This is a genomic window from Duganella callida, assembly GCF_004614165.1.
GTDB classification, from domain to species: domain Bacteria; phylum Pseudomonadota; class Gammaproteobacteria; order Burkholderiales; family Burkholderiaceae_D; genus Rugamonas; species Rugamonas callida.
On record NZ_SPVG01000025.1, the window covers coordinates 1 to 13,270 of the forward strand.

At 58.3% G+C, this 13,270-nt stretch carries 11 protein-coding genes and 1 other annotated feature; of the genes, 6 read left to right on the plus strand and 5 right to left on the minus strand.

Annotated elements, in window-relative coordinates; genetic code table 11:
• Nucleotides 1-289: 289 nt before the first annotated feature.
• Both E4L98_RS02520 and E4L98_RS02525 read right to left on the minus strand, forming a co-directional pair.
• Nucleotides 290-1,684 (minus strand): reverse transcriptase domain-containing protein, encoded by a 1,395-nt coding sequence (locus E4L98_RS02520; RefSeq protein ID WP_135199997.1) that lies wholly within the window; start codon nt 1,682-1,684, stop codon nt 290-292.
• Nucleotides 1,681-2,274 (minus strand): SLATT domain-containing protein, encoded by a 594-nt coding sequence (locus E4L98_RS02525; RefSeq protein WP_167761260.1) that lies wholly within the window; start codon nt 2,272-2,274, stop codon nt 1,681-1,683. The genes E4L98_RS02520 and E4L98_RS02525 overlap by 4 nt, the downstream gene beginning before the upstream one ends.
• An 876-nt stretch (nt 2,275-3,150) precedes the next feature.
• On the opposite strand from E4L98_RS02525, the gene E4L98_RS31025 reads away from it, so the two are divergent.
• Nucleotides 3,151-3,282 carry a hypothetical protein gene (locus E4L98_RS31025; RefSeq protein WP_267874877.1) on the plus strand — a complete coding sequence of 44 codons (132 nt, stop codon included), beginning with the start codon at nt 3,151-3,153 and terminating at the stop codon, nt 3,280-3,282.
• A gap of 68 nt (nt 3,283-3,350) precedes the next feature.
• Here the strand turns inward: E4L98_RS31025 and E4L98_RS02530 are convergent, their stop codons facing one another.
• Complete coding sequence (locus tag E4L98_RS02530) at nt 3,351-5,765, minus strand: catalase (RefSeq protein ID WP_135199999.1); 2,415 nt, start codon at nt 5,763-5,765, stop codon at nt 3,351-3,353.
• Between the two features lie 19 nt (nt 5,766-5,784).
• Nucleotides 5,785-6,273 carry a hemerythrin domain-containing protein gene (locus tag E4L98_RS02535; protein WP_135200000.1) on the minus strand — a complete coding sequence of 163 codons (489 nt, stop codon included), beginning with the start codon at nt 6,271-6,273 and terminating at the stop codon, nt 5,785-5,787.
• Between the two features lie 526 nt (nt 6,274-6,799).
• On the opposite strand from E4L98_RS02535, the gene E4L98_RS02540 reads away from it, so the two are divergent.
• Together E4L98_RS02540 and E4L98_RS02545 are read left to right on the plus strand one after the other, a co-directional pair.
• Nucleotides 6,800-8,509: a putative bifunctional diguanylate cyclase/phosphodiesterase gene (locus tag E4L98_RS02540; protein ID WP_135200001.1), complete on the plus strand. Its 1,710-nt coding sequence runs from the start codon at nt 6,800-6,802 to the stop codon at nt 8,507-8,509.
• A gap of 50 nt (nt 8,510-8,559) precedes the next feature.
• A protein-coding gene (locus tag E4L98_RS02545) for an IS3 family transposase (RefSeq protein WP_135200002.1) occupies nt 8,560-9,806 on the plus strand; the annotation gives its coding sequence in 2 pieces (ribosomal slippage) (nt 8,560-8,848 and nt 8,848-9,806; 1,248 coding nt in all).
• Nucleotides 8,838-8,954: a sequence feature (AL1L pseudoknot), on the plus strand. (Overlaps the previous gene by 117 nt.)
• A 104-nt stretch (nt 9,807-9,910) precedes the next feature.
• Here E4L98_RS02545 and E4L98_RS02550 read toward each other — a convergent pair.
• Complete coding sequence (locus E4L98_RS02550) at nt 9,911-10,117, minus strand: hypothetical protein (protein WP_135200003.1); 207 nt, start codon at nt 10,115-10,117, stop codon at nt 9,911-9,913.
• Between the two features lie 211 nt (nt 10,118-10,328).
• Between E4L98_RS02550 and E4L98_RS02555 the strand changes: the two genes are divergently transcribed.
• Genes E4L98_RS02555 through E4L98_RS02565 form a run of 3 tightly spaced genes read left to right on the plus strand, consistent with a single transcriptional unit; the run spans nt 10,329 to nt 13,266 of the window.
• Nucleotides 10,329-11,378 carry a hypothetical protein gene (locus E4L98_RS02555; protein ID WP_135200004.1) on the plus strand — a complete coding sequence of 350 codons (1,050 nt, stop codon included), beginning with the start codon at nt 10,329-10,331 and terminating at the stop codon, nt 11,376-11,378.
• A 9-nt stretch (nt 11,379-11,387) separates the two neighbouring features.
• Nucleotides 11,388-11,720, plus strand: a complete 333-nt coding sequence (locus E4L98_RS02560) for a hypothetical protein (protein ID WP_135200005.1) — start codon at nt 11,388-11,390, stop codon at nt 11,718-11,720.
• 10 nt (nt 11,721-11,730) lie between these two features.
• Complete coding sequence (locus E4L98_RS02565) at nt 11,731-13,266, plus strand: phage tail sheath family protein (protein WP_135200006.1); 1,536 nt, start codon at nt 11,731-11,733, stop codon at nt 13,264-13,266.
• Nucleotides 13,267-13,270: the final 4 nt, after the last annotated feature.

The following is a 13,270-nucleotide window of genomic DNA, read 5'->3' on the forward strand; positions in this document are numbered from 1 at the left end:
TCGATCATGGATGACGGTGCTCACGCAGTCCAGACGGCGCTGGGGACACGCTTACCGGTCATTTGCATCCCATTCTTTTTTTTCGACGGCTATCACGTGTACGCCCGGGCTGTGTTTAAAGCATTGCGTCAAAACAGTGGACGCCCTGCGAGGTCGAAATCTCTGCGCCCCATTGGTTACAGATAGGCGGGCAGATCGATGAAAGAGTTAATACAGAACCGCAGCCGAGTTATGTTTTCCGCTCTGGACTGGGCGGCAAAGGATGCCCAAAGGATTGGATCGAGGAATTTTATCCGCGTGAACTGCCCTCGATGTCCTGCTCAAGTTCGGAGGTTTCGCGCCGGATGCGACGTTTAAACGCACGGTTCACTTGTTCATCGGTCATTGCATCGACATTCTCTACGCCATAAAGCTTGAGCAATCCACGCTGCGTATCAATGGCGGTGGTGTCGAAGTTGGGGATATATCGATGGGCAAGGTTACTTCTTTTCGCCTCGTGAAAGGTACGGACAAAGGATTTCAATTCCCCCTTGGCCGGCTGAAATGCAAAACGGTTGCACAAGACTTCGATGGTCTTGTCCAACTTTTGGAGTTGGGTAATGGACGTGTCGTCGATCTGCGAAAAGAAGAACACCCAGCCGCGGCGGACGTCGTCGAACAAGCACCCTGTGATACGAAGATTCAGGCGCCAGGTAAAAATCTTCCGGGCCCGCTCCAGCATAGCTTCCCGAGAGAAGGGATTCGGGTTTGCGAAAGCCGCAGCACGCCGGTATTTGTAAGTCGTGAAAATTTTTGCCAGCGACGATTCCAAGCGCCGTACCGAATCAAGCTTGACGGACGCCCTGGTATCGCTGAATTCATACCCGAGAAAATTAAATTCGTCCGATATCTTGCCGACCACCGACTTTCCCCCGGCGCTCAAAGCGTGCGCCTCCAGACGGTAGGCACCTTTGAGGTGTGCGCTGACTTGCTCGAACAGCGCTTCAGGGTCACCATTTGTCAGGATCAGGGTATCGTCTACATAGCGGAAATAGGCCACATCGTGGGTATCAGCCATCCACTGGTCGAAGCTCGATAGATAAATTTCGGCAAGGATGTTCGAAATGGACAGGCCTTGCGGAACACCCTTGATTTCCTTCTTCCTATCACGGTCGGGGTAGGCTACCGTAGGGCATTCAATCGCTGTTTGGATCAAATGCAGAATTTCAGTCTCACCGATTTTTTGGCCGACTATAGCCTCCAGAATGGCATGGTCGATGCTGGGGTAGAAATTGGTGACATCGACCTTGATAAAATGGGCGTACTGGCCGCTGGCCAATGCAGCTCGTAACTCGGCTACGGTATGTTGGGGGAGTTTGACGTTGAGGCTGTCGGAAAAAGTTTTCTTGAGCACGTTGCACAGGGCACGCAGGGTGATCCTGTCACGATACGTCGGAATCGATATCACCCGAGGGCACTTTCCGGCGCCCTTGGAAATTAGCTTTTCCTTATACTGCGAGAATCGGTAAGTGCCAGCGGCTGCCTTTTTACTGATGAATTCGATTTCACGTTCGAGAGTTGGCTCAAACAGGCTCCTGCTTAACCGGTCGATGCCGATCGCGCTGGTCAGGGAAATATACTGCTCGTAAATTTCACGCAGTTTGTCGACCGCGAACACTTCCTGGAAGCACTCAGCCGCGCTCATTTCAGATGAAACCAAAGTACCGCTGCGGCCGGGGCTATGTATACGAGGGACAGCGCGCCAAAGCGCCACGTTCGCCACCAGTAATACTGCGCCATTTCGGCCGGAGTCAGGTGACGCGAGGTCAGTCCGGATCCGGCGGAAAGACGCCCCCCGACGTCGTCCAGGGTGTGGTGGTTTTCCACCTCGCGCAATACCTTGTTGTAGCGGTCCGATAGCGCAGTACAGGCCGGGCCGGCGATATTCGTCGTTACGCTGCTTGCCAGCGCCGCTGCTTCGTGTTCGATGACGTGCAGGTCAAGGTAGCCCTGCTTAAAACGGGTGGCGCGGTCCTTGAACGCCTTCGTGTTGAGGTAAAGCGAGAGCGCTAGCAGGATGATCGACAGGACCGCAAATGCCGTATCGGCCAGGTCCTTGTCCGCTTCCAGTTTGGGCGGGAATTTGAGCATCACGACTGACACGCAGGTAGTGTACGCTGCATAAACCACCAACAGCAGTTGGGTGTGGTGCTCATTTTTGAGCATCCGACTTTCAGCATGGATCCACGCTTTGCGAGTAAACCACACTCGGTCACGCAATTTTTCTGGGGTCAATGATCTTACTCCGAAATGGGAGGGAGCACGAAAAATTATGCAAGGATTAATCTCCCTGTTGCCAGGGACTGCCTAAGCCGACGGCAAGCCGCGATTGAATAGGGTCGCCCCGAAGGGCCCTGCTGAACTAGCCAGCGTGCTCCCGTTCGTTACGATACTGCAATTTCATGTCCACCGCAACCAAGTCGAAACTCGGGGATTTGTACAACCGGTTAACGACGAGGCGTCGCTTAGTCCCGTTTCATGCGTATTGTCGGAGTGCTTGCTGGTTTAAATGTTGGGCGTGACCCTGATCACATCCGACCTCTGTCTAAATCATTGCGTCGAGATTGTATGCCCCGCTCCCCGTATCAATTTTCGTTGCCGCTCGCGACCAACCTCATTTTTAATGATCGACAGAAAAGTTAGTACGGAGTAACCGAGCTAAAGATGGTCCCCCTATGAAAACGAGACGATCCTTGGCTTAACGGACGTACTAATCTTTAAGTCGGGGAGTTATCAGGTTTTCCACTTCTCTTCTGTCAGCTGCAAGTTATGGTTAAAATTAAGGATGCGCAAAGTTCGTATTTTCTTGCTGACATTACTTTTTCTTTGTGGATCATTCGCTTCTGCGATGACGCCAGTACATGCCTGTTGCCCGATCAAACAGTGCACGTTGGCACATTGCATCGATATGGGATGTGCACCGGCTGCGTTGGCGATCGCCCCCTGCGCTGCGCTACTGACATTGGGAATGATATTGCCGGCGCGTGAGCAGCCTGTCCATTTATCCTTGTTCCTCTCGGAGCGCTATGAAGAAGTTTGGACGCCGCCTGATTAATCGCGGTGGCAAACCTCGCCTCACACTTTTTACCCCATACCGATAAAGGAATAATCATGAAAGCGAAAGTAACCAGAATTGTTGTCGCAGCTGGACTGTTCTCTGCTTCAGCCGTTGCCTTTGCTGCTAGCGCAGGCTGCTGCGGTGATATCGCCTGCTGCATTAAGATGCTGGCTTGTTGCTTCTAATCCCAGTGTAGATCTGGCATAGCAAAGGCCCACCTCACGTGAGGTGGGCCTTTTCATTTGGCACCGCTTTACACCGTCGGCGGATCGGTCTCACGCAAAAACGTCCGGTGGCCGGCTAACGCCTTGACGAAAGCCTCGAACGCGCCGCCCGCATCGGCCGCAGTCGCGACAGTCATGCCGGGATCGTCGCTGCCGTCGGGCAGCGACGAAGGCAGGTTCGCCGCCGTCAGTAGCGCCGCGCCGCCGCCCCATGCGAAGATGGGTTTGCAGTGCCGGTACTGGTCGCGCAGGAACTCTACAGTCTGACCCGTCATAGCCAGGCGGCCTTGCTCGGCGCCGTCCGGCACGATGACCGCGTCGTACAACACCGAGGGACCGGCCTCCAGTGAAATCTCCACATCGAGCCGGCTACCGTCGGCGGCAGTTCTCGTTCCCAGCTGGACCCCGACCAGGCGCGGCACGGCGCCGGCGCTGAGCAAGGCGGCGTACACCTTTTCGATGCCGGCACCGTCCACGCCATCACCGGTCAGGATGGCTATCCGCCGCGTGGCAATCCCCGTGCTGCCGGGACGTACCAGCAGCGACAAGGCCGGCGATAGCGGGTACGACGGCATCGGTGCATTGCTCGCCAGCGACGACGGGTACGGCACCTCCATTCCCAAGCCATCGGCCACGCTGGTGGCCAGCATGGCATCGACGTTGGCCAGGTTGGCGATCACGCGCGCGCGCACGGCCGGGGTCTGCACCCGCGTCAATTCAAAGCGGAAGGCGTTGGCGATATGCTGTTGCTCGACCAGCGACTGGCTCTCGAAGAACATGCGCGCCTGAGCGTAATGTTCGGCGAACTTTTCCGGCTTGCCACGCACCTTGTCCTCGCTGACGCGTTCGGGGAAAGACTGAAAACCCATTTGGCCGGCCTGAAAGGGACAGCCGCCGCCCAATGAGTTCGGCTCGTAATTGACACGTCCGCGGTGGATGGCCTGGCGATGCATGCCATCACGCTGGTTATTGTGCACCTCGGCCAGCGCCGCATTGATCGGGATCTCGTGGAAGTTGGGTCCGCCAAGACGCGATATCTGCGTGTCGACATACGAGTGCAAACGTCCTTGCAGCAAGGGATCGTTCGTGAAGTCGATGCCCGGCACCACGTGTGCGGTGCAGAACGCCACCTGCTCCGTCTCGGCAAAGAAGTTGTCCGGATTGCGGTTGAGGGTCATGCGGCCGACGGCGCGCACCGGAATCAGCTCTTCCGGTATCAGCTTGGTGGCATCGAGCACGTCGAACTCGAACTGTTCGGCCTGCTCCTCGCTAAACACCTGCAGGCCCAGCTCCCATTGCGGGAAGGCGCCGGCTTCGATAGCTTCCCACAAATCGCGACGGTGAAAGTCGGGATCGGCACCCATCAGTTTGGCCGCCTCGTCCCACACCAGCGAGTGGGTGCCCGCCACCGGATTCCAGTGGAACTTGCAGAACACCGAGGCGCCAGCGGCATTCACCAGGCGGAATGTGTGCACGCCGAAACCTTGCATGGTGCGGTAGCTGCGTGGGATCGCGCGGTCCGACATCTGCCACACCAGCATATGGGTCGATTCCGGCATCAGCGAGACGAAGTCCCAAAAAGTGTCGTGGGCGCTGGACGCCTGAGGCATGGCGTGGTGCGGCTCGGGTTTGACGGCGTGGGCCAGATCGGGGAACTTCATCGCGTCCTGAATAAAGAAGACGGGAAGATTGTTCCCCACCAGATCCCAATTACCTTCGTCGGTGTAAAACTTGACGGCAAAGCCACGCACATCGCGTGCGGTGTCGGCCGAGCCGCGTTCTCCCGCAACGGTCGAGAAGCGCACGAACACCGGTGTCACCTTCCCTGCTTCGGCGAACGGTGCCGCGCGGGTGATGTCCGTCAGCGCCTCATACGCTTCGAAGAAACCGTGCGCGCCGGAGCCGCGCGCATGTACGACGCGCTCGGGGATCCGCTCATGGTCGAAGTGCGTAATCTTTTCGCGCAATATAAAGTCTTCAAGCGTGGTCGGTCCACGCAACCCTACCTTGAGTGAGTTCTGATTGTCGGCTACGGGCACCCCCTGATTGGTGGTCAATACCTGATCGGCGCTATCAACCCGCACCCGATCCAGCGGCGCGTTGGTGCGGTTGACGCCGTCGGCGGGCATATCGCCCAGCTTCGCGGAACTGTTTTGTTCAGCCGAGGTGCTGGCGGTAGCGATCGGATCGGCCGGCGTGTTGCTGCTCCCCTCGTGCGGCTGGCGGCTAGCGTCGCCGTATTCAAACGGCTTGTCCGCATTGAAGGGCATTTGAGCGGCCAGGGCTTGGTTGCCGGCGACTTTGCGCAGCAGTTCATCTGCCAGCGGGCCGGCGTCTCCCAGGCTGTCCGGCGGTGCTGCGTCTGATGGCCCAGAGACGGTGCTCAGCACCGAGCCGGCGCCGGCGACGTTGCTGCGCGGCGCCGCAGTTTTATTGTTTGACATGTGACTGACCTTTTTTGATTTACGATGTTTCGGCGGCGCCGGCTTCATTGTTCAGTACGGCTGCACCGAGCGTTTCCTTCAGTGTTGCCATCTGCTTGCCGAGCGCGACCAGATCGACATCACCCTTGCGTACTTTCGGAAACATATCGCCCTCCTCCTCTTCGACATGGTGCTCGATTTGTTCGGATAGCACTTTGATTTTGGCGTCATAGAGGTCGTCGCCGGGATCCATTTCACTGATTTGCGCAATCAGCTCCTTGGCACTTGCGTGTTCGACGACCGCCTCGTCCATCAAATCTTCATCTTTCACCGGCCCGCGCACCGCGGGATAGAAAATCTGCTCTTCGATTTCGGCGTGAATGCTGAGCTCGAGGCAAATCTGGTCGGCAAGCTTTTTCTTGCTGACCTTCGAGCGGTCACTAAGCACTTCAAAGTTTTCAAACAGGGTTTTGACTTTTTTGTGGTCCGCTTCCAGCATCGAAATAGCGTCTTGCATATCGGTTTTCATTCGGGTAACTCCTCAGTTGGTGTACATAGGTAAAGCGTATTTCGACGTCGCCGAGTTGATTGCAAGGCTAAAAATCGATGTGCTGATTGTACGGAGTCATGCAGGTGAATCAGTGGGACACGAGCTCTAATCGGCGTAGGAGAGCGTCTATAGGATAGGCGGGACCTGAGGGCCATTCCGAAGTCTGCGACGCCAGCCTGATCAGGTAGAGGGACTGCGGATGTAATGTGCCTGGTTATCGTCGACTCGATAGCAAAATACAATCACGCCGTATGAACTGACTGCGTATAGTCAATCATTCTTCACCCAATCAGTGAGCCAATGCAAGGCAACCACAGGCTTGCAGCGCAACGCTTTGCTGGGCGTGAGACGGCGTCGAAAGCAATCGCGGCGCCTGGCGGTATGGTACAGCCGGAAGCGGTCGTGCATTCCTGGGAATGGACCGCGGGTGATTGCACTGGCTTCCTCCGCGTCCCCTCGTGACGCCCCCCCCATCCGAGTGTCCGACACTCTATAGAAGACCTCCATGCACACGACCATTAGTCCCTCAATGTTATTGCAACATATTTATAGCAGCGCAACTGAGTTCGCTATTTTCACCCTTGGGCTGGACGGCACCGTTAGTAGCTGGAACGCGGGAGCCGAAGTCATCTTTGGTTTTACGGAGAACGAAATGCTCGACAGGACCGCCCTGGTCATCTTTACGCCGGAAGACCGCGCTGTCGGAGTGCCGGCCCAGGAAATGACGAATGCGGCGGACACCGGCCGGGCCGGTGACTATCGATGGCATCTACGCAAGAACGGCGAGCGTTTTTGGGCCGATGGCGTCATGACGCCGATACGCGGCCAACACGGCGTGCTGCTTGGTTATCTTAAGATCTTGCGTGACATCACCGAGCGAAAACTCGCCCAGGAAGAAATTATGGCGCTAAGCCTGGCCGACCCGTTGACCGGCGCGGCAAACCGGGCTGCGTTCGATAGCAGAGCTCGCGAGATGCTGGACTTATGTGCTCGGGGTGCCTCGCCGCTTCATTTATTGATGATTGATCTCGACCACTTCAAGAATGTAAACGACACGTTGGGTCATCAGGCTGGCGATGAGTTGCTTCGGCAAGTTGCGAATCGTTTGCGCCATGTCGGCCGCAGCAGTGATTATCTTGGCCGCCTAGGTGGTGATGAGTTCGGGATGTTGCAAGTAGGTTCGAATGACCTGTCGTCGGGTGGTGTTCTGGCCGAGAAGATCGTCGCCACATTGGCGCAGCCATTTGAAATAGGTAGCGCCGTCGTCCACATCAGCGCCAGCATCGGCATCGCCTCAGCAACCAATGACGTCGTGGAACCTGAACTGCTTTTTAAGCGCGCCGATCTGGCATTATATAAGTCGAAGAATTCAGGGCGCAATTGCTACCATCATTTCACGGAAGAGCTCAACTTCGCCGCACATAAACGTAATTTGGACAGCAGTGAATTGCGCGAGGCCGTTACGGCACGATTGTTTTCGCTGGTCTATCAGCCCATTATCGATTCCGGAACAGGCCGTGCCGTCGCGATGGAGGCGCTGATACGCTTCTCTGGCCCAGTACTGTCGCGCTACCCGGTGGATTATGTGATTGATTTGGCGCGCGAGCTCGGCCTGATTTTCGAAATCGGTTCCTGGGTATTTGCTGAAGCAGCAATGCAACTGGCGAAATGGCGTGCGGCCGGCATTGCCGATGTCACGCTTTGTATCAACACTTGCGCCAAGGAGTTGCTCAACGATGGCTATCTGGCATCAATCGACGCGGCGATGGCAAACAGCGGCATTGTCGCGCGGGACATCGAGATCGAGCTGACAGAACGCGATGCGATCGACTTGAAGAATACTGGCAGTGACGTACTGGAGACGCTGGTCACCGCCGGATTCCGGCTGGCCCTCGACGATTTCGGTATCGGCTATTCTTCTCTCAGCTATCTGAGGACCTTGCCGGTCGCTACGCTTAAGCTTGACCGTAGTTTTTTATCAGGTGTCCCCGCCGAGGGCGATGCAAATGCTGTTGCCTCCGCGGTCATCAAGCTAGCCAAGGATCTGAATCTGCGCGTGGTGGCCGAGGGCGTCGAGGAAGACGTTCAGGCGGTCTTTTTACGCCACATCGAGTGCCAGGCGTTCCAAGGCTTCCTGTTTTCTGGTGCCATGCGGCCGGACACAGCGACTGATTGGTTGTTGGCGGACCGTGCCCTCTCCGCAGTGATCAACTGAATCGCCCCGGGTTTGAAGGAGGCTCCAACATTTGAGAAAATGGAGCCACCATGAAGAAATCAGTCCGATATTCCCCCGAAGTGATGGAGCGCGCCGTGCGCATGGTCCAAGAGGCCGGCAGCGAGTACGAGTCACAGTGGGCAGCCATCACGTCCATCGCAGCCAAAATTGGCTGTACAGCCGAAACCCTGCGCCGCTGGGTACGGCAGCGAGAGCGGGACACAGGCCAACGTGAAGGGACTACGACGGCCGAGAGCGAGCGCCTTAAGGCGTTGGAGCGCGAAAACAGGGAGCTACGCAAAGCGAATGAAATCCTGCGCCTGGCCAGTGCGTTTTTCGCCCAGGCGGAGCTCGACCGTCGCTTCAAATCGTGAGACAGTTCATCGACCAGCACCGCCAGGCGTATGGGGTCGAGTCGATTTGCAAAGTCCTGCAAGTCGCCCCGTCCGGCTATTGGCGTTACGCCGCGCAGCGGCGCAATCCGGCTTTGCGCAGCGCTCGTGCAAAGAGTGACGAGGTACTGGCTTCTCAAATTGAACGCGTCTGGCAAGCCAACATGCAGGTCTATGGTGCCCAAAAGGTCTGGCGCCAGTTGCGGCGCGAAGGCACCGAAGTTGCCCGCTGCACCGTTGAGCGCTTGATGCGCCGCGCCGGCCTGCGCGGTGTAATGCGGGGTAAAGTCGTGAAGACCACCATCGGCAACGCGGCTGCACCTTGCCCGCTGGACCGGGTCAACCGCCAGTTCAAGGCACAACGCCCCAATCAACTGTGGGTGTCCGATTTCACCTACGTCTCGACTTGGCAGGGCTTTGTTTATGTGGCCTTTGTGATTGATGTCTTTGCCCGGCGTATCGTGGGCTGGCGTGTCAGCAGTTCGATGCGCACCGACTTCGTTCTTGATGCCTTGGAGCAGGCCCTGTACGCGCGCCAACCAGAGCGTGATGACGCCTTGATTCATCATAGCGATAGGGGCTCGCAATACGTTTCCATCCGATATAGTGAGCGCTTGGCAGAGGCCGGAGTTGAGCCCTCTGTGGGTAGTAAGAGGGACAGCTATGACAACGCGCTGGCCGAGACCATCAACGGTCTGTACAAAGCAGAGCTGATACATCGTCGCGCTCCCTGGAAGACTCGCGAGGCCGTTGAGTTGGCGACGCTAGAATGGGTGACGTGGTTCAATCACCATCGCTTACTCGAACCGCTTGGCTATATACCGCCGGCCGAGGCTGAGGCAAACTACTATCGACAACTTTCCGAGCAGGCTATGACGCCTGACTCACACCAAACGGCCTCCTAAATTTCCGGGGCGATTCACAACTGACCGGCGCCCCAACCCCTTGAGAATCACATCTCCTACACGGTTTCCGAGGACACCATCGAGCTGAGCGTTCTTTTTCCGAACTAGCTCTTGAAGCGCTCGACTGCTTTAAACGCTGCAATGGTTTTGGCATGTGCCTCGTTGACACGTGCGAAAAGGTCGCTGGCTAAGAGGTCGTACTTTTCAATCTTGGCGCATTGGGCCAACTCATGCGCAGATTCGTGCTCTTCAGCCGCAGCGGTTGCGTACGCGCGGAACGCCGCAATTCCTTCAGGGAGGTAGGTTTGCATAGTTGCCTCATAGTTTTGCACATCGCCAGGCACAAACCGGAGTGGCCGCCGCATCAGCGTGGGTGTACCTTGAGGATATGAGGCTGATTAAGATTTTTACAATAGGTCCTGATGTAAGCGAGATTTTTTCTGACCGTTTAGCTTGCGACAACTCAATAATCCATTCATTTCGTTTGATAACTATGGTAAATTTATAAATTGCAAAAATACAATGCGCGTGTTTTCGATTTCGATCAGCCTGCCTGCGATGAACCTTGGGACGAGGGGAAAACAATTGTTGACTTGTGCAAAACCAACCGCAGCCAGAGCGCACCCTGCCCGGCTGTTCGCGATGGTCTGCCTGACCCTCGCCCTCACCGCCTGCAAGGATGACAAAATCCTGCAAGCCGGAGCGCAGCTGAGCGCTGACGGCAAGGCGGTCACCTCCAGCTTTGCCGAATACATGGTCGCTTCCGCCGACGTCAAAGCCTCGATCTGCGAGCTGTCGGCGTTCGAAACCATGCTGGCCGTGCGCAAGCCCGGCGCCAAGGCGCAGGATTGGGAGCGCGGTGCAATCGATTGCGAAACCGAGAAAAAGAACGATCAGGTCTATGCCACACTGATTTCGCTCGCCAACGACGCGCGTCAGGTGGCGGCCGCGTACGCCGCATTGTCGCGCCTTACCGACGAAGATAACGCGGACGCCCTGCAGCAATCGCTGGCCCATGCCTCCGAAGAGATCGCCAAGGCGGCCAAGACCACGGTGAATCCCAAACTTGGCGCGGCACTGGGCGTGTTGAGCCAGTCCGTGGTGCGTATCAAGGATGCCAAGGGCGTCGAAGCCTTCGCCAAAGCCATGCGCAATGTGCCGGACAGCTTGCGCGCCGTGTTGGACGACGATGCCAACGCCCGGTTCCTGGCGGAGTTTTACCGGTTGTACGACCAGAAAGTCAGCGACATCCGCGACATGGCTTATCAGCGCGAACTGGTCGACGCGACGGTGGGCACCGCGCATTTCGTCGCGCGCCTGGGCTTCGCTTTGAACCTGCCGAACCGCAACGATCCATTCTTCGCCGCGTTTGCCCGCAAATACATCAAGCCCCGCAGCGTCGCCGCGGCCGGCATCGAAGGCCGCGAGAAGCTGGTCGAAGCACTCAAGGATCTGGCCGCGGAGACGGACAACGTGATCAATATCCGCGGCACGGTGCAAAGCCGGCAGGAGGATCTGGCCGACCTGCGCAACATCATCAAGACCATCAAAGGCGTGGTTCATCCTGAGTAGGAGTTCGACATGGCAGACACCAACGATTCGATCCAGCAGGTCATCGCGTCTTATCAGACCGTGCACAAGGCGATCATCGCCGCGCTGGGCGCGACCACCGATTCCGCCGCCATAGCCCGCTTGCTGGCCGAGGACAAGGCGGCTTACGCGGCGTTTCAGAAGGCCAACAACGGCAAGTTCAACTCGCACAGTAGCGAGATCGCGGCGATGATCGGCAATCTGAAGGCGGCGACAGCGGAAATCGACAAGACCGAGGCGGAGATCGCGAAGATCGTCAACATCACGGACAAGATCGACCGCGCGGTTGGGGTGCTCGCCAAGATTGCCGCGCTGGTGGGCTGAGCGTCCTGCCATGGCGGCTGCGTTCAATTTTCCCGGCGTGTACGTCGAAGAGATCGCGCATGGCCTCCGCCCCATCGAAGGCGCTCCCACTGCGATCACCGCCTTTGTCGGCCGTGCGTTGAGAGGCCCCGAGGGCCAGGCGGTCGATATCTTCAGCTTTGCCGACTACGAACGGCAGTTCGGCGGCTTGTGGCTCGACAGCGCCATGAGCTACGCGGTGCGGGATTTCTTTGCCAACGGCGGCGGCCATGCGGTGATCGTCCGGCTGTTTCATGCCGATGCCGCCGGCAGCCCGCCGCGCATTCTGGAAAGCGGGACGCTGCGCTTCCGCGCCGCCAGTCGTGGCAGCTGGGCCGACCAGCTGGAACTGAGCGTCAGCGCGGGCGCCGCAGCGGATGCGTTCAACCTGACGGTGACCGATCGCGCGCCGGGCGGCGTGATGGAGATGTATGAGAATGTGAGCCTCAAAAACGGCGCGCGCCGCGTGGATCTGATGTTGAAGGGCGTCTCGGCGCTGGTACAGTGGGCCGGCGCCAATCTGGATGCAGATGCGACTGCGCCTGCCCTGCCCGCTCTGCCCTCGCTGCCAGCCGGCGGGCTGACCGTGCCGCCGGTCGCCGGCAGCGCCAGCGACGGCACGCCGCTCACGGCCGATGACTTCCTTGATCCCGACTGTGGCCTGCGCGCGCTCGATCAGCTGTACGCGCGCAACAGCCTGTTCAATCTGCTGGTCATCCCGCCTTACAACACCGCCGGGAATATCGACGATACCGTGACGACCGCCGCCATCGCCTGCTGCGAGCTGCGCCGAGCCATGCTGCTGCTCGATGCACCGGCGGAGTGGCGCGATCCTGTCCAGGCGGCGTCGCAGTTTCCAGGCCGGTTTCATGCGCTGAGTCCGAATGCCGCGCTATATTTTCCGCGCGTGGATATGCCCAATCCCTTGCGCGGCAACCGCATCGAAAGCTTTGCCGCGGCCGGTGTGGTTGCCGGTGCATTTGCGCGTAACGATGCCCAGCGCGGCGTGTGGAAGGCGCCGGCGGGGCTGGAAGTCGTCATGGCTGGCGTGACCGCGCCATCCGTGCCCGTCACCGACGGCGAGAACGGCCAGCTCAACGCCCTGGGCATCAATTGCCTGCGCAGCTTTGCCGGCAGGGGTAATGTGGTGTGGGGCGCGCGCACGCTGCGCGGGGGCGACGATCTGGGCGACCCGTTCAAATACGTGCCGGTGCGCCGCACTGCCCTGTTTATCGAGGAAAGCCTGTACCGTGGCCTGCAGTGGGTGGCGTTCGAGCCGAACGACGAATCGCTGTGGGCGCAGATCCGCTACAACGCCGGCGACTTCATGAATCGGCTGTTCACGCAAGGCGCGTTTCAGGGGAGCGCGGCGCGCGACGCCTATCTGGTGCGCTGCGACGCCGCCACCACCACGCCGGACGATGCCGTCCGCGGCATGGTCAATCTCATGGTTGGCTTTGCGCCGCTGAGGCCTGCCGACTTCGTGGTTCTCACCCTCCAGCTGCCTGTCGGCGCCGGCCTCATGTAATCGC

Excerpts from the sequence above, each read along its gene's own strand:
- E4L98_RS02555 (WP_135200004.1), top strand. The coding sequence starts at position 10,329 with ATGCGCGTGTTTTCGATTTCGATCAGCCTGCCTGCGATGAACCTTGGG.
- E4L98_RS02560 (WP_135200005.1), top strand. The coding sequence starts at position 11,388 with ATGGCAGACACCAACGATTCGATCCAGCAGGTCATCGCGTCTTATCAG.
- E4L98_RS02520 (WP_135199997.1), bottom strand. The coding sequence starts at position 1,684 with ATGAGCGCGGCTGAGTGCTTCCAGGAAGTGTTCGCGGTCGACAAACTG.
- E4L98_RS02540 (WP_135200001.1), top strand. The coding sequence starts at position 6,800 with ATGCACACGACCATTAGTCCCTCAATGTTATTGCAACATATTTATAGC.
- E4L98_RS02565 (WP_135200006.1), top strand. The coding sequence starts at position 11,731 with ATGGCGGCTGCGTTCAATTTTCCCGGCGTGTACGTCGAAGAGATCGCG.
- E4L98_RS02535 (WP_135200000.1), bottom strand. The coding sequence starts at position 6,273 with ATGAAAACCGATATGCAAGACGCTATTTCGATGCTGGAAGCGGACCAC.
- E4L98_RS02530 (WP_135199999.1), bottom strand. The coding sequence starts at position 5,765 with ATGTCAAACAATAAAACTGCGGCGCCGCGCAGCAACGTCGCCGGCGCC.
- E4L98_RS31025 (WP_267874877.1), top strand. The coding sequence starts at position 3,151 with ATGAAAGCGAAAGTAACCAGAATTGTTGTCGCAGCTGGACTGTTCTCT.
- E4L98_RS02550 (WP_135200003.1), bottom strand. The coding sequence starts at position 10,117 with ATGCAAACCTACCTCCCTGAAGGAATTGCGGCGTTCCGCGCGTACGCA.